The 24189-nt window shown below is 68.0% G+C and carries 20 protein-coding genes; 10 read left to right on the plus strand and 10 right to left on the minus strand.

Annotated features, from left to right (window positions below; genetic code table 11):
- Positions 1–52: 52 nt before the first annotated feature.
- The 9 genes from olsA to trmB all read left to right on the plus strand — a co-directional run bounded on the left by olsA (position 53) and on the right by trmB (position 10101).
- The gene (gene olsA, locus LZD57_RS19980) at positions 53–844 is read left to right on the plus strand and encodes a lyso-ornithine lipid O-acyltransferase (RefSeq protein WP_233721346.1); all 792 of its coding nucleotides are present in this window, start codon (positions 53–55) and stop codon (positions 842–844) included.
- Between the two features lie 174 nt (positions 845–1018).
- Positions 1019–2446, plus strand: a complete 1428-nt coding sequence (gene miaB, locus LZD57_RS19985) for a tRNA (N6-isopentenyl adenosine(37)-C2)-methylthiotransferase MiaB (protein ID WP_233721347.1) — start codon at positions 1019–1021, stop codon at positions 2444–2446.
- Positions 2447–2492: 46 nt separating this feature from the next.
- A complete protein-coding gene (locus tag LZD57_RS19990; RefSeq protein ID WP_233721348.1) occupies positions 2493–3494 on the plus strand; it encodes a PhoH family protein in 1002 nt (333 codons plus the stop codon).
- A gap of 61 nt (positions 3495–3555) precedes the next feature.
- The gene (gene ybeY, locus LZD57_RS19995) at positions 3556–4164 is read left to right on the plus strand and encodes an rRNA maturation RNase YbeY (RefSeq protein ID WP_233721349.1); all 609 of its coding nucleotides are present in this window, start codon (positions 3556–3558) and stop codon (positions 4162–4164) included.
- A 78-nt stretch (positions 4165–4242) separates the two neighbouring features.
- Positions 4243–5322: a hemolysin family protein gene (locus tag LZD57_RS20000; RefSeq protein ID WP_420844839.1), complete on the plus strand. Its 1080-nt coding sequence runs from the start codon at positions 4243–4245 to the stop codon at positions 5320–5322.
- Between the two features lie 210 nt (positions 5323–5532).
- Positions 5533–7203, plus strand: coding sequence for an apolipoprotein N-acyltransferase (gene lnt, locus LZD57_RS20005; RefSeq protein ID WP_233721350.1), 1671 nt, complete (start codon positions 5533–5535; stop codon positions 7201–7203).
- A gap of 135 nt (positions 7204–7338) precedes the next feature.
- On the plus strand, positions 7339–7764 hold the full coding sequence (locus LZD57_RS20010) for a helix-turn-helix domain-containing protein (protein WP_233721351.1): 426 nt from the start codon (positions 7339–7341) through the stop codon (positions 7762–7764).
- Between the two features lie 188 nt (positions 7765–7952).
- Positions 7953–9221, plus strand: a complete 1269-nt coding sequence (gene metK, locus LZD57_RS20015) for a methionine adenosyltransferase (RefSeq protein ID WP_233721352.1) — start codon at positions 7953–7955, stop codon at positions 9219–9221.
- 172 nt (positions 9222–9393) lie between these two features.
- A complete protein-coding gene (gene trmB, locus LZD57_RS20020) occupies positions 9394–10101 on the plus strand; it encodes a tRNA (guanine(46)-N(7))-methyltransferase TrmB (protein WP_233721353.1) in 708 nt (235 codons plus the stop codon).
- 54 nt (positions 10102–10155) lie between these two features.
- Here trmB and LZD57_RS20025 read toward each other — a convergent pair whose 3' ends face one another.
- The 5 genes from LZD57_RS20025 to mutS form a co-directional block, all read right to left on the minus strand.
- Positions 10156–10452 carry a helix-turn-helix domain-containing protein gene (locus LZD57_RS20025; protein ID WP_233721354.1) on the minus strand — a complete coding sequence of 99 codons (297 nt, stop codon included), beginning with the start codon at positions 10450–10452 and terminating at the stop codon, positions 10156–10158.
- 181 nt (positions 10453–10633) lie between these two features.
- A complete protein-coding gene (gene murJ, locus LZD57_RS20030) occupies positions 10634–12262 on the minus strand; it encodes a murein biosynthesis integral membrane protein MurJ (RefSeq protein ID WP_233721355.1) in 1629 nt (542 codons plus the stop codon).
- Positions 12259–15129: a [protein-PII] uridylyltransferase gene (locus LZD57_RS20035; protein ID WP_233721356.1), complete on the minus strand. Its 2871-nt coding sequence runs from the start codon at positions 15127–15129 to the stop codon at positions 12259–12261. Before LZD57_RS20035 ends, murJ begins: the two co-directional genes overlap by 4 nt.
- 132 nt (positions 15130–15261) lie before the next feature.
- On the minus strand, positions 15262–15681 hold the full coding sequence (locus LZD57_RS20040; RefSeq protein WP_233721357.1) for a hypothetical protein: 420 nt from the start codon (positions 15679–15681) through the stop codon (positions 15262–15264).
- A gap of 294 nt (positions 15682–15975) precedes the next feature.
- Entirely contained in the window at positions 15976–18669 is a 2694-nt protein-coding gene (gene mutS, locus LZD57_RS20045) for a DNA mismatch repair protein MutS (RefSeq protein WP_233721358.1), read from the minus strand.
- Positions 18670–19025: 356 nt separating this feature from the next.
- On the opposite strand from mutS, the gene LZD57_RS20050 reads away from it, so the two are divergent.
- Positions 19026–19319 (plus strand): DUF1236 domain-containing protein, encoded by a 294-nt coding sequence (locus tag LZD57_RS20050; RefSeq protein WP_233721359.1) that lies wholly within the window; start codon positions 19026–19028, stop codon positions 19317–19319.
- A gap of 90 nt (positions 19320–19409) precedes the next feature.
- On the opposite strand, the gene olsB is transcribed toward LZD57_RS20050, so the two are convergent.
- From olsB to LZD57_RS20075, 5 genes are all read right to left on the minus strand, one after another.
- A complete protein-coding gene (olsB, locus tag LZD57_RS20055) occupies positions 19410–20252 on the minus strand; it encodes a l-ornithine N(alpha)-acyltransferase (RefSeq protein WP_233721424.1) in 843 nt (280 codons plus the stop codon).
- A gap of 324 nt (positions 20253–20576) precedes the next feature.
- Positions 20577–21569 (minus strand): acrylyl-CoA reductase (NADPH), encoded by a 993-nt coding sequence (gene acuI, locus LZD57_RS20060; RefSeq protein WP_233721360.1) that lies wholly within the window; start codon positions 21567–21569, stop codon positions 20577–20579.
- A 108-nt stretch (positions 21570–21677) separates the two neighbouring features.
- Positions 21678–22178: a signal peptidase II gene (gene lspA / locus LZD57_RS20065; protein WP_233721361.1), complete on the minus strand. Its 501-nt coding sequence runs from the start codon at positions 22176–22178 to the stop codon at positions 21678–21680.
- The gene (locus tag LZD57_RS20070; protein WP_233721362.1) at positions 22175–23041 is read right to left on the minus strand and encodes a TrmH family RNA methyltransferase; all 867 of its coding nucleotides are present in this window, start codon (positions 23039–23041) and stop codon (positions 22175–22177) included. The genes lspA and LZD57_RS20070 overlap by 4 nt, the downstream gene beginning before the upstream one ends.
- A complete protein-coding gene (locus LZD57_RS20075; RefSeq protein WP_233721363.1) occupies positions 23038–24132 on the minus strand; it encodes an RsmD family RNA methyltransferase in 1095 nt (364 codons plus the stop codon). Before LZD57_RS20075 ends, LZD57_RS20070 begins: the two co-directional genes overlap by 4 nt.
- Positions 24133–24189 lie beyond the last annotated feature (57 nt).

A 24189-nucleotide genomic window follows, 5' to 3' on the forward strand; every position in this document is an offset into this window, starting at 1 on the left:
CCGGCAAACCCGCCATGCCACGCCAGACAGTGCGCCGACAGACCGAGCCGTCATGATCGCCCGGCTGCGCGTCGCCTTCGTCGCCTTCGTGCTCGTCGCCCAGACGCTGCTGCTCTGGCCGCTGCAGGCGCTCGCCATGCGCCGCGGCTGGCCGCTGCAGCGCAAGCTGCCGCATCTGTGGCACGTCGTCGCCTGCCACGTCGCCGGGGTGAAGGTGAAGGTGGTGGGAAAACCCGCCGCGGGGCGCCCGCTGCTCCTCGTGTCGAACCACCAGTCCTGGTCGGACATCATGGTGCTCGGCCGGGTGATGCCCCTCTCCTTCATCGCCAAGGCGGAGGTCAGCAGTTGGCCGGCCTTCGGCCTTCTGGCGAGGCTCCAGCGCACCGTCTTCGTCGAGCGCGAGGCGCGCGGGCGCACCGGTCGTCACGCCTCGCAGATCGCCGAGCGGCTTTCGGAAGGCGACGCCATGGTGCTGTTCGCCGAAGGCACGACGTCGGACGGCAACGAGGTCCTGCCCTTCCGCACCGCGCTGTTCGGCGCCGCGCAGATGGCGCTGCGCGATTCCACCTCCGGCTCGGTGCTGGTCCAGCCCGTCGCCGTCGCCTATACCCATGCCAACGGCCTGCCGCTCGGCCGCTATCATCGCCCGCTGGCCGCTTGGCCGGGCAACGTCGAACTCGCGCCGCATCTCCTCGACTTCCTCGAGGAGGGCGCGTTCGACGCGACGGTCGTCTTCGGCGAGCCGCTGACCTTCACCGGCACGTCCGATCGCAAGGCGGTCGCGCGGGCCGCCGAGGAAACCGTCAGGCGCCTTCTGGCCGACGCCCTCGCCGGGAGAGTGTGACGGAGCGGACGCGTCGGCGCCCCTGCCCGCCGGATCGAGAACGAAAAGCGGCCGCGGTGCTTGCGCAAAGTCACGATGCCGTCGATATATGACGTTAGACCTCGAGGCAGGACGAGAGTTTCGGGCGTTTCCCGCGTCCGACCGCAATGAACGAGAGCCTGAACTGAAGGGCGCATGAGCGATACGAGGCAAGCGACACTTTCGCCGACGCAGCGAGCCGGTTCGCGCAAGGTCTTCATCAAGACATATGGCTGCCAGATGAACGTCTACGACAGCCAGCGCATGGGCGATGCGCTGGCGGGTGGCGGCTATGTGACGACCGAAGCGATGGAGGAGGCCGATCTCGTTCTCCTCAACACATGCCACATCCGCGAGAAGGCCGCCGAGAAGATCTATTCCGAGCTCGGCCGCATCCGCGTGATGAAGGCCGAGCGCGCGGCCGCGGGCAAGGACCTGCGCGTCGCCGTCGCCGGCTGCGTCGCCCAGGCGGAAGGCCGGGAGATCATCGCCCGGGCGCCGGTCGTCGATCTCGTCATCGGGCCTCAGACCTACCATCGCCTTCCGCAGGCGCTGTCGCGGGTCGAGAAGGGCGAGCGGGTGGTCGAGACTGACTATGCCGTCGAGGACAAGTTCGAGCATCTGCCCAAGGCAGGCAAGCGGGAGATCGGCGCCCGCGGCGTCACCGCTTTCCTCACCGTCCAGGAGGGCTGCGACAAGTTCTGCACCTTCTGCGTCGTCCCCTATACCCGCGGCGCAGAGGTCTCGCGACCGCTCGCCCAGATCCTCGACGAGGCTCGCCGCCTCGCCGACGCCGGGGTGCGCGAGGCGACCTTGCTCGGCCAGAACGTCAATGCCTGGCATGGCGAGGATGCTGGCGGCCGGCCGATCGGCCTCGGCGGGCTGCTGCATGCGCTGGCCGAGATTCCGGGGCTCGACCGCCTCCGCTACACCACCTCCCATCCGCGCGACATGGACGACGAGCTGATCGCCGCCCACCGCGACCTGCCGCAGCTCATGCCCTATCTCCACCTGCCGGTGCAGTCGGGCTCCGACGCCATCCTGAAAGCCATGAACCGCCGCCATACGGGCGAGGACTATCTGCGGCTGATCGAGCGCATCCGGGCGGCCCGGCCGGACATCGCGCTGTCGGGCGACTTCATCGTCGGCTTTCCCGGCGAGAGCGAAGCGGATTTCGAGGCGACCATGCGCCTCGTCGAGGCCGTCGGCTACGCCTCGGCCTTTTCGTTCAAATATTCGCCCCGGCCCGGCACGCCCGGGGCCGAGCTTGCCGGCCATGTCGACGAAGCCGTGAAGAGCGAACGCCTCGCCCGCCTGCAGGAGCTGCTGCGGCGCCAGCAGCTGGCGTTTTCCGAAAGCCTCGTCGGCCAGAAGCTGAGCGTCCTCGTCGAGAAGCCCGGTCGACGCCCCGGCCAGATCGTCGGCCGCTCCCCCTATCTGCAGCCGGTGGTGATGGACGAGAACGCCGGAAGCGTCGGCGACGTCGTGACCGTCGAAATCGCCGGCGCCGTCGCCAATTCGCTGATCGCCCTGGGCGCCTCCGATGCCAGAAGCGCCCTCACAGGAGGCCCGGTTGCCGCGTAACGTGACGCCCGATCCGAGACAGAATGCGAAACAGGGCGCCTCGGACATGGCGCATATCGTTCTCAACTTCGAGGACAACCGGCTCGCCAGCTCGCTGTTCGGCCAGTTCGACGAGCATCTCGCGCTGATCGAGCAGAAGCTCGGGGTCGATGCGCGGGCGCGCGGCAACAAGGTCGAGATCCGCGGCGAGGCATCGGCCGTCGAGCAGGCGAGGCGGGCCCTCGATCACCTCTACGACCGCCTGCAGGGCAGCGCCGACATCGGCCCGAAGGACGTCGACGGCGCGGTGCGCATGGCGATCGCCCAGGACGATCAGCTCTATCTGCCGACGCTGGAGAGGAAGGGCCGGATGGCGCTCGCCCAGATCTCCACCCGCAAGAAGACGATCCATGCCCGCACCCCGACCCAGGACGCCTACATGCGGGCCCTGGACCGCGCCGAACTGGTGTTCGGCGTCGGGCCGGCCGGCACCGGCAAGACCTATCTCGCGGTCGCTCACGCGGCGCAGCTGCTGGAGCGCGGCCAGGTCGACCGGATCATTCTGACCCGCCCGGCCGTCGAGGCGGGCGAACGCCTCGGCTTCCTTCCCGGCGACCTCAAGGAGAAGGTCGATCCCTATCTCAGGCCGCTCTACGACGCGCTGCACGACATGATGCCGGTCGAGAAGGTCGAGCGGGCCCTGGCGGCCGGCGCCATCGAGATCGCGCCGCTCGCCTTCATGCGCGGCCGCACCCTCGCCAATGCCGCGGTGATCCTCGACGAGGCGCAGAACACCACCTCGATGCAGATGAAGATGTTCCTCACCCGCCTCGGCGAGAATGCCCGCATGGCGGTGACCGGCGATCCCTCGCAGATCGACCTGCCGCCCGGCCAGAAATCCGGTCTGGTCGAGGCTCTGCGGGTCCTCGACGACGTCCCCAACATCGTCACCGTGCGCTTCGAGGCGAAGGACGTGGTGCGCCATCCGATGGTCCAGGCGATCGTCGAGGCCTATGAGCGGGACGCCACCGAGCAGCGGAGCGCGAGCGGTCTGCCCCTCGACCGCTGATGGACGAACGGACGAGAGCTTGGTGAGCCGGCAAACGAAACGGCGGGAAAGCCCGGAAGGCATGGAGACGAGAGACGATCGCGACTCGGCGCGCCGGGAGGCGTCCGCAGAGGAGGAGGAGACGGCCGTCGCTTCCCCCGTGCCCGGCTTTGCCGCGCTGACGGTGGTGATCGGGATCGCGGACGAGGCCTGGTCCGATGCCTTCGGCGACGCGGATCTCGTCGCTCTGACCCACCGGGCTCTCGCCGCCGCCGCCCGGCATCTGGCGCTTCCGGACGCGATCGAAACCGAAGTCTCGGTGACCTTCGCGGACGATGCGACGGTCGCCGAGGCCAACCGGGCCTGGCGCGGCAAGGACCGGCCGACCAACATTCTTTCCTTCCCGATGGTCCAGCTCGCGCCGGGCGCGCTTCCCGGCCCGCTCGCCGGCGACCTGCTGCTCGCCTTCGAGACGCTCGCCCGCGAGGCCGCGGCGGAGGACAAGCCGCTCGCCGACCATCTGACCCACCTCCTCGTCCACGGCTTCCTGCATCTGATGGGCCACGACCACGTCGAAGAGGACGAGGCGGCGGCGATGGAGGCGACGGAGATCGCCATTCTTGCCGGCCTCGGCATCGCCGATCCCTATCGCGACCCGGCACGACGCCCAGCCAGCCATGCAACCGATTGAGCCAATCCCGGCGATCGCCTCGCAACCTCAGGGGCGATCCTCTATCTTCCGAGGGACGAACGAGCATTGAGCGAGACGATGTCACGTGAGGATCATGCGGCGGATCGGCCGGCCCCGGGGCCCGCGACCGCCAGCGACGACACCAGCAGCGACGATCGAAGTCGCTACGCCTCTCCCCCTCAGTCTTCGAACGGCCATGGCGGGCGGGGGTTCTTCGACGGCCTGTTCGAGCGCTTGCGGCCGCGGATGCCGCGCCTCGTCCGCGAGGATCTGACCAAGGCGCTTCTGACCCAAGGTCCGGAGGCGGACGCCTTCTCGCCCGCAGAGCGGGCGATGCTCAACAACATCCTCCGGCTGCGGGAAGTCCGGGTCGAGGACGTCATGGTGCCACGCGCCGACATCCGCGCCGTCGAGATCACCACCACGCTCGGCGAGCTGATGAAGCAGTTCGAGGCGAGCGGCCATTCGCGCATGCCGGTCTATGGCGAAAGCCTCGACGACCCGCGCGGGATGATCCACATCCGCGACGTGGTCGGCCACATCACCCGCGTCGCCCGGCCGGCGAAGCCCTCCGGCAACGGCGCGGCGGCCCGAAAGCCCCGCGCCGGGCTCGACCTTCGCCAGATCAACCTCGCCCGCAAGGTCGAGGATCTCGGCATCATCCGCAAGGTACTGTTCGTCCCGCCCTCGATGCTGGCGACGGACCTGATGGCGAAGATGCAGGCGGCGCGCATCCAGATGGCGCTCGTCATCGACGAATATGGCGGCACCGACGGCCTCGTCTCGCTGGAAGACGTCATCGAGATGGTCGTCGGCAACATCGAGGACGAGCACGACGACGAGGCGCCGATGATCATCGAGCGCGGCGACGGCATCTTCTACGCCGATGCCAGGGCCGATCTCGACGAGGTCAAGAAGGTGATCGGCGAGGACTTCGACATTTCCGAATACGAGGAGGAGGCCGATACGATCGGCGGCCTCCTGTTTTCCGAACTCGGCCGCGTCCCGGCGCGGGGCGAGGTCGTCCAGGCGGTGCCGGGCTTCGAATTCCAGGTGCTGGAGGCCGATCCGCGCCGCGTGCGCCGCGTACGGATCATCCGCTTCCGGCAGGGCGAGAAGCGGCGCCGCATCGTCGAGGGGCTCGCCGACCAGGCCTGAGCCGGGCCGGCACGGCGGGGGATCTCCGGCGAACGGCCCGACGGAGGAGACATCCGGCGACGCTCGACGTCTTCGCGGGGTTGTGCGCCGCGATCAGGCTGGGTCAAGCGATCTGGCGTCCAATCGTATTCTGGGCTAAGTCCGGCCGTCGGGGGTCGAAGGCATTTGCGAGCGGGGCGATTGGGCGCGGCGATCAGCCATGGCGACAGAATGGCCGCCCGGGGGTTCTTCGAACGCCTGGCAGGTCGGGTCATGCTGCTCGAAGGCGCGCGCCGCATCCTCCTGACGCTCGCCGCCGGCGCCTGCGCCGCGCTCGCGCTGCCACCTCTCGACTTTCCGGCGGCGGCCTTCGTCGCCTTTCCCCTCCTCGTCTGGCTGCTCGACGGCGTCGGCGCCCGGCCGACGCTGGCGCGCACGCTGATCGCCGATTTTTCCGTCGGCTGGCTGTTCGGCTTCGGCTACTTCGTCGCCGGTCTGTGGTGGCTGGGCAGCGCGATGCTGGTGAATGCCGCCGCCTTCGCGGTGTTCATTCCCTTCGCCGTGCTCGGACTGCCGGCGGTGCTCGCCGTCTATTTCGGCCTTGCCACGGCACTGGCGCGGCGGTTCTGGCCCGACAGCGCCTTCCGCATCCTGATCCTCGCCGCCTCGCTGGCGCTGTTCGAATATCTGCGTTCCTTCGTCCTCACCGGGTTTCCGTGGAACGAACTCGGCGTGCTCGCGGCGCCGACGCCCATGCTGATGCAGTCGGTCGGCCTGTTCGGCCTTCACGGCCTCAGCCTCCTCGCCGTCTTCGTCTTCGCCGCGCCGGCGGTTCTCGCCGATCGCCACGGCCGCGGGCCCGTCCTCGCGCTGGCGGTCGTCGTCGCCGTCGCCCATGTCGGTTATGGCGCCTACCGGCTCGCCGAGCATGCGACGTCCTACGTCGACGGCGTCGCGGTCAGCGTCGTCCAGGCGAACATCGCCCAGTCCGACAAGTTCGACGAGGCGGCCGCCCAGAAGATCTTCGCCCGCCAGATCGCCGTCACCGAGAAGGGCCGCGAGAGCCGGCGCTCGGACGAGGCGGTGGCGCCCGGGGCAGTCACGGGGGCCGGCGCCCGGATCGTCGAAGCGCGGCCGAACACCCGAACGCTGATCGTCTGGCCGGAATCCTCCCTGCCCTTCGTCCTGACCGAGCGGCCCGAGGCGGTGGCGAAACTCGCCGACTTGATCCAGCCCGGCGAGACGCTGATCGCCGGCGCGCCACGCATCGAACCGATGCCTTCGGGCGGCGAGCGGCTGTACAATTCGGTGCTCGTCGTCGACGACAACGGGGAGATCGTCGACGCCAGGGACAAGGTGCATCTCGTCCCCTTCGGCGAGTTCCTGCCCTTCGAGCGCTATCTTGAGCGCTACGGGATCATGAACCTCTCCGAGATGCCGGGCGGTTTTTCGGCCGGAACGGAACGCCGGCCGGTTCCCCTCGACGGCGCGCCGTCCTTTTTGCCGCTGATCTGCTACGAGGCGATCTTCCCGAGCGAGATCGCCGCGAGCGCCGCCGCCGAGCGGCCCGGCTTCATCGTCAACGATACGAACGACGGCTGGTTCGGCATGACCCCCGGCCCGCACCAGCATCTGAGACTGGCCGAACTCTCGGCCGTCGCCCTCGGCCTGCCGCTGGTGCGCGCCGCCAATACCGGGATCTCGGTCGTCACCGACCCCTACGGCCGGGAGATCGGAGCGCTGGCGCTGGGCGCGACGGGCACGATCGAGGCCGGATTGCCCGAGGCGGCGGAACCGACGCCTTATTCCCGCCTTCGAAATCTTCCCTTTTTCGGAATGCTCGCCGCGTGCTTCTTGTTTGGGGTGAGCGTTTGGTTATTCATCAGTCGGCAAACCGATTGACAACCCGGTCCCGATGAGCGACGCCATTCGAAACTGCTAAGGGAATATGAATTATTTGTGCGGAGTGCAGGTCGCCCCTTAGGACCGCTCTCCCGTCGACTTCGACTGGGGGTCGAGAGCGAAAAGGCGTGAGTGATGCTGGAGAGCAAGAAGAAGCCCAACCCCATCGACACCCATGTCGGCTCGCGCGTCAGGTTGCGGCGCACCATGCTCGGCATGAGCCAGGAGAAGCTGGGCGAAGCGCTCGGCATCACGTTCCAGCAGGTCCAGAAATACGAAAAAGGGTCGAACCGGATCGGCGCGAGCCGCCTGCAGCACATCTCCGACGTCCTCAACGTGCCGGTTTCGTATTTCTTCGAGGAAGCGCCCGGTTCGGCGGCCGCGCCGAGGGGCGGCATGGAGGAAAGCGGATCCGACTATGTCGTTGATTTCCTGTCGACGGCGGAGGGTCTGCAGCTCAACCGGGCCTTCGTCAGGATCGCCGATCCGAAGGTGAGAAAGCGTGTGATCGACCTCGTCCGCAGCCTGGCGGGCGGCGCCGACGACGGTCAGAAAGGCTGAAAATCGGGCCAATTCGGCAAATTTCGGCCCTCTGTGGCTTGACCTTGGCCGGCCCATACAGCAAACCCGCAGCGGCCCACGGGAAGATCACTCCCCCGAAATATCATTCGAGCCGGCGCGCGCATCCGTGACCAAGCGGAGTGCTTCGCAACGATACGGTCGCGCGGCCCTGAGAGAAGGAAAACCGAATGCCACGCATGGACTACCTTTTCACCAGCGAGAGCGTCTCCGAAGGCCATCCGGACAAGGTCTGCGACCGGATTTCCGACGAAATCGTCGATCTGGTCTACCGCGAGGCCCGCAAGGGCGGGGTCGATCCCTGGTCGGTGCGAATTGCGTGCGAGACCCTCGCGACGACCAACCGGGTCGTCATTGCCGGCGAGGTTCGCCTGCCGTCCTCGCTGATGAAGACCGACAAGAACGGCAACGAGGTGATCAATCCCTCGCGGTTCAAGTCGGCGGCCCGCCGGGCCATCCGTGACATCGGCTACGAGCAGGACGGCTTCCACTGGAAGACGGCGAAGATCGACGTGCTCCTGCATTCGCAGTCGGCCGACATCGCCCAGGGCGTCGACAAGTCCCATGAGACGCGGGACACCGAGGGCTCCAACGACATCTCCGAAGGTGCCGGCGACCAGGGCATCATGTTCGGCTATGCCTGCAAGGAGACGCCGGAACTGATGCCGGCGCCGATCTACTACGCCCACAAGATCCTCGAACTCCTCGCCGCCGCCCGCAAGTCCGGCGAAGGCGACGCCGCCAAGCTCGGCCCGGACGCCAAGAGCCAGGTGACGATCCGCTACGAAAACGACAAGCCGGTCGAGGTCACCTCCATCGTCCTGTCGACCCAGCACGTCGATCCCTCCTGGGATTCCAAGAAGGTGCGCGAGGTCGTCGAGCCTTACATCCGTCAGGCCATGGGCGATCTGCCGATCGCCGAGGACTGCGTCTGGTACATCAACCCCACCGGCAAGTTCGTCATCGGCGGCCCGGACGGCGATGCCGGCCTCACCGGCCGCAAGATCATCGTCGACACCTACGGCGGCGCAGCGCCCCATGGCGGCGGCGCCTTCTCCGGCAAGGACACGACCAAGGTCGACCGCTCGGCCGCCTATGCGGCGCGCTACCTCGCCAAGAACGTCGTCGCGGCGGGTCTCGCCGAGAAGTGCACCATCCAGATCGCCTATGCGATCGGCGTCGCCCAGCCCGTCTCGGTCTATGTGAACCTGCACGACACCGGCAAGAACGTCACCGAGGTCGAGGTCGAGAAGGCGATCCGGTCCACCATGGACCTGTCGCCGACCGGCATCCGCAAGCACCTCGACCTCAACAAGCCGATCTATGCCAAGACCGCGTCCTACGGCCATTTCGGCCGCAAGCCCGGCCGCGACGGCTCGTTCTCGTGGGAAAAGACCGATCTCGCACCGAAGCTGAAGGCGGCCGTCAAGAACGGCTGACGCCTCGCCTTCATCGACGCGCGGTCGGCCGAAGGGGCGGCCGCGGCGAAATGAAGACGGACGATCAAGGCCCGGCCCGCGCCGGGCCTTTTCGTTGCGCGGCAGGCGGCCCTCCCGCACCGCGCGCCGATCTTTCCCATGTGACAAGCGCATCGTCATGGAGCGAACCGCCATGGCCGAGACCGGCCACCCCGAACGTCGCCGAGAGGCCTTCTTCGGCCGCCTGAAGGGCCCGAAGCTCAGGCAGCACCAGGCCGATCTGATCGAAACGCGGCTGCCTTCGCTGCGGCTCGATCTCGCGCAGCCGGCGCCGGACGCCCTGGCGAGGCTCTTCGCCGCGCCGGTCGAGCGTTTCCGCCTCGAAATAGGCTTCGGCGGCGGCGAGCATCTCCTGCATCGCTCCGGCGAGGATCCCACCTGCGGCTTCATCGGCGTCGAACCCTTCGTCAACGGCATGGCGAAGCTGCTGTCGGCCCTCGACGAGGCGCCGCGGGACAATCTCCGCCTGTTCGACGACGACGCGACGCTGGTCCTCGACTGGCTCCCGGATGCCTCCCTCGACGCCGTCGATCTCAACTATCCCGACCCCTGGCCGAAGAAGAAGCATTTCAAGCGGCGCTTCGTGAATGCGAGGAATCTCGATCGCTTCGCCCGCGTCCTGAAACCGGGCGGGCTGTTCCGCTTCGCTTCCGACATCGACACCTATGTCGACTGGACGCTGCGCCACGCCGCCGATCACCCGGCCTTCGAATGGACGGCGCGGCGCCCGGTCGACTGGCACGAGCCGTTCAAAGACTGGCCGGGCACGCGCTACGAGGCGAAGGCGATCCGCGAAGGACGGACGCCGGCCTATCTGACGTTCCGGCGAACCAAGCCCTGATCGACGGCCACACACAAGGTTTCGCAGACCGACGCAGCACCGTCGGATCGGGGATCAGACCAGCATGATCCGCACTTTTCGTCCGACGATCTCGGCCGCGCGCTGCAAGGTGGCGATCGTCACGTTGCCGTCCTTCGGATCGAGCAGACGACTGATCTGGCTGCGGCTCGTCCCCATCTGCTCGGCCATTCGTTTGCGCGAGAGTTTCTGTTCCTTCATCGCCTGTTCGATCTGCCAGGCCAGCACTTCCTTGATGGCGACGGCCTCGAATTCATCGCGAGTGCCTTCGGCATCGAGAAACGCATCGAGGGTCGTCAATTCATCGAAGGTTCGTAACGTCTTGGCAGTCATGAGTTTCACGCCCGAGAGACTGGCTTCGGATCGCTGCCAGCGCGAGTGCGGTAGAAAACCACGGGAATTTTACGCGGATCGCCAGCCTCCATCCTGCACCATATAATGTACGGTTCTGAAAGCCGATCAAGTCGAGAGCTGAACATTTCATCGCGACCGGCCTCCTGTCGGCAGCGATCCGTCACTCCCCGGCTTCGGGCTTTTGTCTGCCGCGCCGCCGCTTCAGGACGTTCATCAACTGGCTGCGGTCCGCCGCGCCGGTCGCGAAGGCGAGCGCGAAATAGACCGCCATCGCCGCGACCACCAGCGAACCCAGAGCGGCGAGTTGGCGATGGACGCCGTCGCCGGAGCCGAGCCAGGGAGACAATTCGTAAAGGCCGAAAACGAGACCGACGCCCATCACGGCCGAGCAGAGGCAGACGAGGCTCGCGCGTTTCAGAAGCGCACGGTCGATCTCCCACAGCCCCCGCCGGTAGAGGCCGAGGAACAGGAGCCCGGCATTCAGCCAGCCGGCGATCGTCGTCGCCAGCGCGATGCCCCGTTCGGCGAGGAGCCAGAACAGGCCGAGTGAGAGGACGATGTTGGCGCCGGCCGAGATCAGCGTGGCGATCATCGGCGTCTTGGTGTCCTCGCGGGCGAAATAGCCGGGCGAGAAGACCTTGATCATCACGAAGGCCGGCAGGCCGAGGGCATAGAGGCCGAGGACGGACGCGACGGCCGCCGTCGCCGAGGGCTCGAACGATCCGCGCTCGTAGATCACCCGGATGATCGGCTCGGGGATCAGGAACAGCGCGACCGCCGCCGGCACCGTCAGGAACAGGGCGAATTCGAGCGATCGGTTCTGGGTGTGCTGGGCCTCGCGCAGATGGCCGGCCTTCAGCGCCCGCGACAGCTCGGGCAGGAGAACGACGCCGATGGCGACGCCCACCATGCCCAAGGGAAGCTGGTACGGCCTGTCGGCATATTGCAGGATCGAGACGGCGCCCGGCTTGAAGGAGGCGATCGCCTGGCCGACGAAGAGGTTGATCTGGGTGATGCCGCCGATCAGCGCCGCGGGACCGGCGAGGACGAGCAGCCGCTTCAGCCCCTTGGTCCAGCGCGGCCGCTTCAGCGCGACGCCGAAGCCCGCCAGACGCATGGCGACGACCACCATGGCGAGTTGGGCGATGCCGGCGACGAGGACGCCCCAGCTCATCATGAAGCCGATCGTCGCCTTGTCGGCGCCGACGTGAAGCGCGTAGCCGATCACCCCGATCAGGATGAAGTTGAGCAGAGTCGGCGCCGCGGCGGCCGCAAAGAAGCGGCGGAAGGCGTTGAGGATCCCCGAGACCATCGCCATCAGCGACATGCAGGCGAGATAGGGAAACATGATGCGCGAGAAGGCGACGGTGACGGCGTAGCGGTCGGCGCAGGAGATCACCGCGCCCCCCGCCGACGGATCGTCCATGCAGACCGCAAGACCCGGCGCGATGATGGTCTTCACCAGGAACGGCATGAAGATCATCGCCAGCACCGTCAGCCCGGTCAGGACGGTGAAGAGCGTCGAAAAGACCTCCGAGGCGAAGCGCCGGGCCCCTTCTTCTCCCTCCTCTTCGAGCGACCGGGAGAACAGCGGAATGAAGGCGGCGTTGAAGGCCCCTTCGGCGAACAGGCGCCGGAAGAGGTTGGGGAAGCGGAAGGCGAGGTTGAAGGCGTCCGCCACCGGCCCGACGCCGAGCGCCGAGGCCATCAGCATCTCGCGGGCGAAGCCGAAGATGCGGCTGACGAGGGTCGCTCCGCCGACGGTCGCGAACTTGGACAGAAGGCTCATGGCCGGGCGAACCCGTAGGCCCGTTCACCGGACAGGATGCCGGCGGTCTGCGGCTCCGATCCGGGGTTCTCGAAGACGTGGGTCAACCAGGACGCGATCCGCCCCGTGCGGCTTTCGCTGGTGATCTTGGTGCCGAGGAGATCGGTGACGTAGAAGACGTCGACGACCTTCTCGCCATAGGTCGAGATGTGGGCGGAGCGGATGTCGAGATTGAGATCGGCCATGGCGCGGGTCAGGTCCGACAGGAGCCCTGGCCGGTCGAGCCCCTCGACCTCGACGACGGTGAACTGGTTCGACAGCTCGTTGCCGATCGATACGCGCGGGCGGATCGAGAAGGCAATCGGCGGCCGCCTGGACTTCTGGCCCGAGATCAGCCGCTTGCGGGTGTCTTCGCCCTGCAGAAGGGCGCGGATGTAGCCGACGATCCGCTCGCCGCGGCGCAGTTCGTCGGCGTCCTGGACGAATTCCCGGCTCAGCATCAGCACGTCGAGGGCCCGGCCGTCCGACATGGTGAAGACCTGGGCGCCGACGATGTTGGCCCCGGCGCCGGCGCAGGCGCCGGCGAGCATGGACAACAGCCGGGGATGATCGGGCGCGAGCACCATGATCTCGGTGATGCCCTGGAACGCGTCGGTCCTGACGCGCGTCGCCAGCGGCTCGCCGCCGGCCGCCTCGCGGATGAAGGCGGCGTGGCGGACCTGCTCGTCGAGCGGCGTGGTCAGGAAGTAGTTCGGGTAATGAAGGTCGAGATAGGCTTCGCGCTCCGCTTCGCCCCATTCCGCCAGCCGGTCCGCCAGGCGCCGCCGGGAGGCGGCGAGCCGCTCGGCCCTGGTCGAGCGGGTGAAGCCGCCGGTCAGCGTCGGTTCCGTCTCGAGATAGAGCGTCCGCAAGAGCTGCCCCTTCCAGCCGTTCCAGACGCCGGGACCGACCGCGCGGATGTCGCACACCGTCAGGATCATCAGGAGATTGAGCCGCTCCAGGGTGCGCACCCGCTCGGCGAAGTCGAGGATGGTCTTGCGATCGCTGAGATCGCGCTGCTGCGCGGTCATCGACATGAGGAGGTGATCCTCGACCAGCCAGGCGACCAGCTCGGTCTCGCGCTCGTCGAGACCGAGCCGCGGGCAGAGCTTGCGGGCAATCCGCGCGCCGGCCGTCGAATGGTCCTCGGGGCGGCCCTTGGCGATGTCGTGGAGAAGCAGCGCGACGTAGAGCGCGCGGCGATCCTTCACGGTGCCGACGAGTTCGCTCGACATCGGGTGATCGGTGGCGAGCTCGCCGCGTTCGATCTGCGAGAGGAAACCGATGGTGCGCAGGAGATGCTCGTCCACCGTATAGTGATGATACATGTTGAACTGCATCATCGCGACGATCTTGCCGAATTCGGGAATGAACCGGCCGAGCACGCCCGCCTCGTTCATCCGCCGGAGATGGAATTCCGGGTTCTCCCGGTCGGTCAGAACGTCGATGAACAGGCTGTTGGCGTCCGGGTTGTCCCGCAGTTCGGCATTGATCAGCCGGAGCGAGCGGCGGATGAGCTTCAGCGTGTCGGGGTGATATTCCAGCTTGTTGGACGCGGCGAGGCGGAACACCCGGATGAGATTGACCGGATCGTCGCGAAAGACGCTGGGCGAGGAGACGTTGATGCGGTTGTTGTCGATGTGGAAATCGATGGTGCCGGGGATCTTCTTCGCCCGGCCGCGCAGGCTGCGGACGAGGTTGCGGATGCCGCCGATTCCCGGCGCGGCCTTGGCGTGCTGCTCTTCCAGCGCCGCGCAGAGGATGCGCGTCAGATCGCCGACGTCCTTGGCGATCAGGAAGTAGTGCTTCATGAAGCGCTCGACGTCCTTCAACCCCGGATGGGCGTTGTAGCCGAGACGCTCGGCGATCTCCGGCTGAAGATCGAAGGACAGGCGCTCCTCCGCCTTGCCGGTGGCGAAATGCAGGTGGCAGCGCACCGCCCAGAGGAAGTCCTCGGCCTTCTGGAAGAGCTTGAGTTCGCGCTTCGAGATCACGCCGAGGTCGGCCAGGGCCTCCGGCGTCGTCACGCGGTAATGATATTTGGCGATCCAGAACAGCGTGTTGAGATCGCGCAGGCCGCCCTTGCCCTCCTTGACGTTCGGCTCGACGAGATAGCGGGTGTTGCCGAGCTTGGCATGGCGGGCGCTGCGCTCGGCGAGCTTGGCGGCGATGAACTCCTCGCTCGTGCCCTCGACGACCTCCTTTTCGAAGCGCGTGCCGAGTTCGTCGAACAGTGCCCTGTCGCCGACGATCAGCCAGCGCTCGAGGATCGAGGTGCGGATCGTCATGTCGGCGCGGGAAAGCTTGACGCATTCGTCGATGCTGCGCGAGGCATGACCGACCTTGAAGCCGAGATCCCACAGGAGATAGAGCAGATATTCGACGACCTGTTCGCCGAGCGCGGTCTGCTTGTAGGGCAGGAGAAACAACAGGTCGATGTCGGAGCCGGGGGCGAGGGTTCCGCGCCCGTAGCCGCCAACGGCGACAACCGCCATGCGCTCGCCCGAGGACAGGTTGGAGGAGGGAAAGACGTGGCGGAGCGCGAAGTCGTGGATGCGCTCGATGAGGACGTCCTGAATGGTCGCCAGGCGCCGCGCGCAGTCGAGACCGGCCCGATCCTCCCGAAACGCTTCCTCGACCCGGCTGCGCGCGTTGCGGATCGCCTCGCGCAGGTAGGAGAGCACCTTGGCGCGCGCTTCGTCGGATGCGCCGCCGGCGCTGTCGGCCTCGGCGATCGCCGTCAGACCCGCCGTGACGCCTGCGGCATCGATGAAACCGGTGATGTCGATCTGCGGCGCGGACTCAGCCGTCGGCGGGACATTACGGCTGTTCGCCGCGATATGGGGCATCGAACTTCCTGCGACGTTCTCGGATGGCCGCCCGGCTATATCGCAACTGCCCCATCGGGCAAAGGGAAGGGCCGCCCCAGCAATGGCTGGAACGGCCCCGAAACCATTTCGCCAGTGCCGGCGATCGGCCTCTTACTGCGTCTGGCTGCCGGGCGTCTGCTCGAGCGCCCTGTCGGACTGGGTCGTCGGTTCCATGGTGCTCGTCGTGTCGGCTTCCGAGCCGGGGACGATCACCTGGCCGTTTGCCGGAGCGTCGGTCCCGACTGCGCCCGTCGCCATCGCATCCTCGCCGGCCGCGACGGAATCGCGCTCCTCGGCGCGCATGTCCTCGCGCTGGGATTCGCTGCCCGGGACCATGGTCTCGCTCTCCGGCTGAGCGACGGTCGCGCCCGTCATGCCGGAGTTCTGGCCCACGGCGTCACGCTCCTGGGCATTCTGATCTTCTAGCTGCGACTCGGAACCCGGGACTATCGTCTGGGACTGGGCCAGAGCGCCATAGCTGAAGATGGACGCGCCAAGCAGCGCGGCCGAGAAGATTGCGGTCGTCTTCATGATGATACCTCTTGAATGTTCGCCACCAAGCCATTCTACTTGGTCGATGCCTGTCGAAGCTGGCTTGGGTTGGGTCGGCGTTGTATGGGGTCACAACAGTGTCACGCATGAATGGTTCCGCAACGACCATTCGCTCCGCATCACTCCGAAAACACGCCGTCGTGAGGAAAGCCGCTTCGCGCGACGGCCGGCGACGAGCACTTTACCTCGCCGGAGATCGCTCGAATACGGATTGAGTCGTTTCTCGTTCAGAGGCGGCGATTGCGACTTCGCGGGGCTCGACGAGCCTCGTCGTCATTCCGCCGTCAAGAGCCCCTTCAGCCGGTAGATCTCCTCCAGCGCCGCCTTTGGCGACAGCGCGTCCGGATCGATCGCCGCGATCGCGGCGGCGAGCGCGGCATGCGGGCTCTCGGAGGACGCCGGATTTTCGGCCGCGGCCGACTGCCGTTCCAGCGCCACCGAAAACAGCGGCAGGTCGTCGATGAAGGCCGTGCGCCTGGCCTGGGACCCGCCGCGCTCGAGCTCGCTCAGCACCTGGCGCGCCCGCTTGACCACCGAGGCCGGCAGGCCCGCGAGCTTGGCGACCTGGATGCCGTAGGAGCGGTCGGCGGTGCCGTCGGTGACCTCGTGCAGGAAGATCACCTCGCCCTTGTATTCCTTCACCCGCATCGTCGCGTTGGCGATGCGGGGCAGCCGCCTCGCCAGGGCGGTCATCTCGTGAAAATGCGTGGCGAACAGCGCCCGGCAGCCGTTGGCCTCGTGCAGATGTTCGACGGTGGCAAACGCGATCGAAAGGCCGTCATAGGTGGCCGTGCCGCGACCGATCTCGTCGAGAATGACCAGCGACCGTTCCCCTGCCTGGTTGAGGATCGCCGCCGTCTCGACCATCTCGACCATGAAGGTCGAGCGCCCCTCGGCGAGATCGTCGGAGGCGCCGACGCGGGAGAACAGCCGGTCGACGACGCCGAGATGGGCGCGCGCGGCCGGAACGAAGGCTCCGATCTGGGCGAGCACGGCGATGATCGCGTTCTGCCTGAGGAAGGTCGACTTGCCGCCCATGTTGGGGCCGGTCAGCAGCCAGATCGCACCCTTGCCGCCGGCGTTTCGCGGCGAGAGATCGCAGTCGTTGGCGACGAAGGGTTCGCCCGACCCGGCCTTCAGTGCCGCCTCGACGACGGGATGACGCCCGCCCTCGATGGAAAAGGCGAGCGTATCGTCGACCTTCGGCCGGCTCCAGGCCGCTTCCACCGCGATTTCCGCCAGCGCCGCCGAAACGTCGGCCACGGCGAGCGCCTCGGCACCGCGGCGAAGCGCCTCGGCGGCTTCGAGCACGGCGGCGGAGAGCCGGTCGAAGCAGGCGAGTTCGATCGACAAGGCCTCGCTGGCGGCGCCGGCGATGCGGCTCTCCAGCCCGCTCAGCTCCTCGGTCGAGAAGCGCATGGCGTTCGCCATCGTCTGGCGATGGACGAAGGTGGGGGCCGTCTCGCCGGCCATCAGCGTCCTGGCGTTCGCTTCGCTCACCTCGACGAAATAGCCGAGCACGTTGTTGTACTTGATCCGCAGGGCGCGAATCCCGGTCTCGGCGACGTAGCGGCCTTCGAGTTCGGCGATCACCCGGCGGGAGTTCTCGCCGAGCGCCCGCGCCTCGTCGAGGCCGGCGATGGCACCCTCGCGCACGAAGCCGCCGTCGCGCTTGTAGAGCGGCGGGCCGTCGACGAGATGGGCGGCGAGATCCTCCGCGAGCTTTTCGGGCAGCGCCTGCAGGGCGTCTCGCGCGGCGGCGAGTTCCGCCGGCAAGTCGCCCGGCAGACGTCCGGCGAGGGACAGGGAGGCGGCTAGACCGTCGCGCACCGCCGCGAGGTCGCGCGGGCCGCCCCTGCCGAGGGCGAGCCGTGACAGGGCGCGCTCGCCGTCCGGCAGTCCGGCGAGCGCCTTGCGCACGTCGCGCCTGAGATCCGAAGCCTCGACGAGAAAGGCGACGGCGTCCTGCCGCGCGGCGATGGCTTGTCGGTCGGTCAGCGGCGCGGCGAGCCGCCCGGCGAGGAGCCGCGCACCGGCGCCGGTGACGGTCCGGTCGATAGTCGACAGCAGCGAGCCCTGCCGGCGGCCGGAGAGCGTCGCGGTCAGTTCCAGCGAGGCGCGGGTGGCCGGATCGATCTCCATGACCGACCCCGCAGAGATCTGCACCGGCCGCTCCAGCATCGGCCTGGCGGCGATCTGGGTCTTGCCGAGATAGGCGATGAGCGCGGCGGCGGCCGAAAGCTCCGCCCGCGAGAAGCGGCCGAAGCCTTCGAGCGTGGCGACGGAAAAGAACCGGCAAAGCCGGGTCTCGGCGGTCGAGCCGTCGAACAGCGCCTGCGGCTCCGGCCGCACCGCCCGGCCGAAACGCTTCAGCCGCCCCGCAAAGGCCGCGTCGTGGAAGAGGCCGTCCGAAACGACGATCTCGCGCGGCTCGACGGCGGCGATCTCCGCCTCGAGCCGTCCGGCGGCGACGGCGGCTGTGCGGAAGACGCCGGTGGAAAGATCGGCCCAGGCGAGCGCGAATTCGGGGCGGTCGGAACTGCCGATCCGCGCGAGCGTCATCAGATAGTTCGCGCGGCCCGGATCGAGCAGCGCCTCCTCGGTGATCGTGCCCGGCGTCACCAGCCGCACGACGTCGCGCTTCACCACCGATTTCGCGCCGCGCTTCTTCGCTTCGGCGGGGTCTTCGAGCTGCTCGCACACCGCCACCCGATGACCGAGTGCGATCAGCTTCTGCAGATAGTCGTCCGCGGCATGGATCGGCACACCCGCCATCGGAATGTCCTCGCCGAGATGCTTGCCGCGCTTCGTCAGGGCGATGCCGAGCGCCCGGGCCGCCTCCGCCGCATCGTCGAAGAACAGTTCGTAGAAGTCGCCCATGCGGTAGAACAGGAGGCAATCGGGATTGGCCGCCTTGATCTCGATGTATTGGGCCATCATCGGCGTCGGGGCGGCGTCGCTGGTCATCGGCCGGGTATCACCTCGTCGATCGGCGCATGGGCTCGCCCGGCGGCGGCGGCATCGTCCGATCCGCCCGTAGGTCTCGATCCGCCGGGATCGGCGAATCGCTATCGGGGCGGCGGCCACTGCGCAAGCCGCCGGACGCCGCCATCCCCGCCATTCGTGACCGGCCCGTCACGGGAAGACGGCAAGGAGGCTTCAACCGACGGCTTGCAAACACCATCTCGATGTCAGCGGCGGCGCTGGGCGACTTGCATTTCGTGGCGCGCTCAGCTTCCGTTCATCGGGGGCATGCGATGAGGCGAAAGACATCGTCCAGGGCACGGGGTGCCCGGGGCGGTCGAATTGAGAGGGAAGTCCTGATGGCCACGAAAACCATGCGTCTTGCACTGGCCGCAGCGTTCGCGCTTCAACTCGCGGCATTCACCCCGGCCGTCGCGGCCGACGACGCCGTGAACATCCTGCAATATGCGCTCGCCCACCCGACGGACAATGCGCGGCTGCCGACGCTTCCGGCGCTCGGCGATTCGGTTCCCGGTTCCGTGAAACTCGAGCAGCCCAAGGGAAGCCGCGCCTTCGCCTACTTCTACTACGCCGGCCAGCCGGTCATCGTCGACATGAAGACCCGGAGCATCGTGCGGATCGGCGGCGGCTGAGGCCGGCCGATGCGACCATCGCGAGACGATCGCCCTGCAGAACGAGGCGGCCCCGCCGGGTGAGATCGGCGGAAGGCCCGGCGGTCCGCCTCACGCGGCGAAGCGGCCGGCGTCGGCGCCGTAATGTCCGACATAGCGCGGATTGATGTTTTCCCGCGGCAGGACGATCAGGACGTCGGTGGTTCCGAACTGGTGGTCCACCACGGCGCCCTCGCCGACATAGCCGCCGAGCCGGAGATAGCCCTTGAGCAGCGGCGGCAGCACGGCGAGCGCCCGGCGCGGATCGATTTCCGCCGGAGCGGCGTCGAAGAACGTGCCGCGATGGGGGAGCGCCCGCACCCGCCATTCCTCCGGCGCCGGCGCGTTCGCCTGCAGGAAGCCGAGCGGCCCGGCGAGCTGCGCCGGGTCGGTGCCGGCGAGCGAGGCACAGCCGAACAGGACGTCGACGTCGTGGGTGATGACATAGGCCCAGATGCCCTGCCACAGCAGTTCGACCGTGCGCTTGCCGCGATATTCCTTGAGGACGCAGGAGCGGCCGAGTTCGAGGAAGCGTTTGCCGGCATGGCGGGCGATCATCGGCGCGATGTCGAATTCCTGGGCCGTGTAGAAGCCGCCGGCGAGCGCCGCCCGTTCCCCGCGCATCAGCCGGTAGGTGCCGACGATGCGCTGGGCGATCGGCCCGCCGCGGCCGTGATCGATGACCAGGAGGTGGTCGCAGTAGCGGTCGAATCCGTCGCGGTCGCGCCGCGTCATCTTCTGCAGCTTCGACGGCTGAGCGCTCATTTCCTGATAGAAGACGCGGTAGCGAAGCTGCTGCGCCGCCTTGACCTCGGCGGCACTGCGGGCGAGACGCACCTCGAGATTGCCGAGCCGGCCGAGCAGCGGCGAGGCCGCATCGAAGCGGCGGACGAAATGCAGCATCTTCGCCGGCATCTGGCCGAGGCCGCCGGCCTTCGCCTCGAAAGCGATCTTGCGGAACGCCACCGGATTACGCCGCACGATCGGGGCCGGGGGAACCACCTCGCCCTCGCCGGAGACCGGGCGGATTCCAGCCGGATCGCCACCAACCCCGAGACTTTGCGTTGCCATCGTCGTTCTCCGTCCGCCACGAGGGGTTCCGATTGCGTTTACGAATTTTCGGCAACGGTTTCGTGACTGAATTCCGCCCAATATGACGCCTTGGGCCCCCGCGACACAAGGACCCCTGCCCGCCGAGGCGGGCAAGCGCGGCTTTTCTGCTACCGAAGATTGCCGTCGTCATCGCATCGTCGCAACGACACGGCCGCGGATGGTGCCGGCGACGATCTCGCGCGCGGTGTCGATCAGATCGTCGAAACCGCTGTCGGTCGCGATCCTCTCGATCATCCTCCGGTCGAGGTCCTCCGACAGCCGCTTCCAGGCCCGTTCGCGCTTTTCGAGCGGCGCCATCACCGAATCGATGCCGAGAAGCGAGACGCCGCGCAGGATGAACGGCGCCACGGTGGCGGGAAGATCCATCCCCTGGGCGAGGCCGCAGGCGGCGACGGCGCCGTGATATTTCGTCGACGCCAGCACGTTGGCGAGGGTGTGGCTGCCGACGGCGTCGATGCCGGCGGCCCAGCGCTCCTTGCCGAGCGGCTTGCCGGGCTCGGACAGTTCCGCGCGATCGATGATCTCGCTCGCGCCGAGGCCTTTGAGATAATCCGCCTCGGCGGTGCGCCCGGTGACGGCGAGGACGTCCCAGCCGCGTCTGGCGAGAAGCGCGACGGCGAAGGACCCGACGCCGCCCGACGCGCCGGTGACGACGGCGGGGCCGTCCGCCGGCGAGATCCCGGCATCTTCGAGGGCGAGCACCGAGAGCATCGCCGTGTAGCCGGCGGTGCCGATCGCCATGGCGTCCCGGGCCGAGAAGCGCTCCGGCAGGGAAACCAGCCAGTCGCCCTTCAGCCGGGCGAGACCGGCATAGGCGCCGTAATGGGTCTCGCCGACGCCCCAGCCATTGAGCACGACCTCGTCGCCCGCCTTCCATTTCGGATGATCGGAGCGGACGACCGTTCCGGCGAGATCGACGCCGGGGATCATCGGCCAGCGCCTGACCACCGGCGACTTGCCGGTGATGGCGAGGCCGTCCTTGTAGTTGACGGTAGTCGCTGCGACGGCGACGTCGACGTCGCCCTCCATCAGATCGTCGGGGCTCATCTCGACCACGTCGACGGACTGCTTCTTGTCCGCGTCGCGCGAGATCAGGATCGCCCGGAACGTCTCGGCCATGGCCGCCTCCCTTTTCCGGCGTCGTGGCGAAGCCACGCCGCCCGCGCGCTTTTGCGCTGCTTTACGGTCGCCTGACGGGCAAGATGGTGCTCCACACCCTGCTGCCCGTCAATCGCCGTGCTTTTCCGCCGCCTGTTTCCGCCCCATGCCGGCCAGCACGAACTCGTCCAGGAGGATGATGACGGCGCCGACGGTGATGAAGGCGTCGGCAAGGTTGAAGACCGCGAAGTCGAAGGCCGGCGTATGGAAATAGACGTAGTCGACGACGTAGCCGAGGCGGGTGCGGTCGATCAGGTTGCCGATCGCCCCGCCGACGATGATGGCGAGGCCGAAATGGGTGAGCTTCCGCCCGGCCGGGGTCTTCCACCACAGGAAGAGAACGACGGCGAGGACGGCGGCGGCGAGCAGCGACAGGCCGACGTCGCCGAGACCGGCGAACATGGAGAAGGCGATGCCGGTGTTGCGGGCGTGGAACAGCGCCAGGAACGGCAGGATCTCGATCGCCGAATGCAGCGGCATGGTGGCGACGACGACGGCCTTGATCGCCTGGTCGAGCACGACGGCGACGACCACCGTCAGGAGATTGAAGAGCGTCAGCCCGCGGGTCATAGGGTCAGGGCCTTCCGCCGGGCTTCGAACAGCATGACGCCGGTCGCGACCGCCAGATTGAGGCTGTCGGCGCGCCCGGCCTGGGGAATGCGGACGAGAAGGTCGCAGGTTCCGGCCATCTCCGCCGACAGCCCGGCCTGCTCGTTGCCCATGAAGAGCAGCGTCGCCGCGGCATAGTCCGGCGTGCGGTAGTCGAGCGTCCCGGCCATGTGCGTGCCGACGATCTGGCCGGCGAAGTCCTGCCTCCAGGCGAGGAACTCCGCCTCCTTTGCCCGTACCACTGGGACGGAGAAGATCGAGCCCATGGTGGCCCGCACGGTTTCGAGCGAGAACGGATCGACGCAGTCGCCGACGAGGACGACGGCTTTCGCCCCCACCGCGTCGGCGGTCCTGAGGATCGTGCCGAGATTGCCGGGATCGCGCACACGGTCGAGCGCGACGGCGACCTCGCCCGGTGCGAGCGCGATCTTCGCCAGCGGCACGAGCTGGCGGCGGAAGACGCCGATGGCACTCTGGGGATTGTCGCGTCGGGCGATCGCCTCCAGCACCTTGGCGCTCGCCTCGATGACGTCGGCGCCGCTCGCGACGGCGCGCGAGACCGCCCGGGTGAGCACCTCGCTGCCGCCTAGGAGCGCCGCCTTGGAAACGACGAGGGTGCCGAGTTCCCAGCCGGCGTCGAGACCGTCGAGAACGAGCTTCAGCCCCTCGACGAGGAACAGGCCGGTCTCGTCGCGATGGCGCTTCTGGGCGAGTGCCCGGATGTCCTTGACGATCGGGTTCGCGGCGCTGGAGATGTCCTTGATGCGGCCGGGCGCGGCGAGCGGGCCGGCTCTTCGCCGCGGCGCCGTGATGTCGTCGGTCATTCGGCGATCCACCGTCCGAACAGCGAGGTCGAGAGCAGCCGCGGCTCTTCGCCGGCCTCCGAGATCACCAGCTCGCCGGCCTCGATCCGGCCGCCGAGGCCGCGAAAGGCTTCGCCCATCAGCGCCCCGAGGGAATAGAAGGAAGAGCGGATCGAATAGGCGGTGAGGATCACGCAATCGGGCCTTTCGGAGACGAGCGCACGGGTGAGCGCGACGAGATAGGGCAGATCCTCGAACAGTTGCCAGGTCTCGCCCTTCGGGCCGCGACCGAATTTCGGCGGATCGAGGAGGATCAGGTCGTAGCGGCTGCCGCGCTTCACCTCCCGTTCGACGTAGCGCACGGCATCCTCGCAGATCCAGCGGATCGGCTTGTCCGCAAGGCCGGCCATCTCCTGGTTCTCCCGGGCCCAGCCGATCGCCTTCTTCGAGGCGTCGACATGGGTGACCTCGGCGCCGGCCCGCGCCGCGACCAGCGAGGCGAGGCCGGTATAGCCGAAGAGATTGAGGAGGCGGGGCGTTCCGCCGGCCCGAACCCTCTCGGCGATCCGCGCCTCGACGAAGGACCAGTGGGCCGCCTGTTCGGGAAACACGCCGACATGGCGAAACGAGGTGAAGCGGCCGAGATAGGCGAGGCCGTCATGGGACAGCGGCCAGGTTTCGCCGAGCGGTTCGGCGGGAAACTGCCAGCGGCCGAGCCCCTCTTCCTCGACGTCGCCGGTGAAGATCGCGTCGACGCGCTGCCAGTCCTTCGCTGCGAGCCGCCGCGGCCAGATCGCCTGGTTCTCGGGGCGGCGGATGCTATAGGGGCCGTAGCGTTCGAGCTTTTCGCCTTCGCCGCTGTCGAGGAGTTCGTAGTCGCGGCCGGGCGCGACGGTGAGCACCGTCGGCGCGACGAGCTGCGGCCGCGCGCCCCTCGGCGGGTCGAGCTCCAGGCGCTTTGCCGGCTCCGCGTCCCGACGCGGCTGTTCGGCCGGGTGCCGCGCGTCCCTGGCACGGGTCTCGGCCTCGCCGGCCGCCTCCCGCCGCCGCGGCCGGGCTCGGCCGGGCTCGCCGGAGACACGCGGTTGCTGCGGACGGCGGCTGCGCGCCAATGGCCTTCTCCTTGCCGGCTCTCGCCGATATGGTGTTCGTTCCGGCTCTTATCGGTT

The organism is Jiella avicenniae (assembly GCF_021390325.1).
In the GTDB taxonomy this organism is placed as follows: Bacteria; Pseudomonadota; Alphaproteobacteria; order Rhizobiales; family Rhizobiaceae; genus Jiella; species Jiella avicenniae.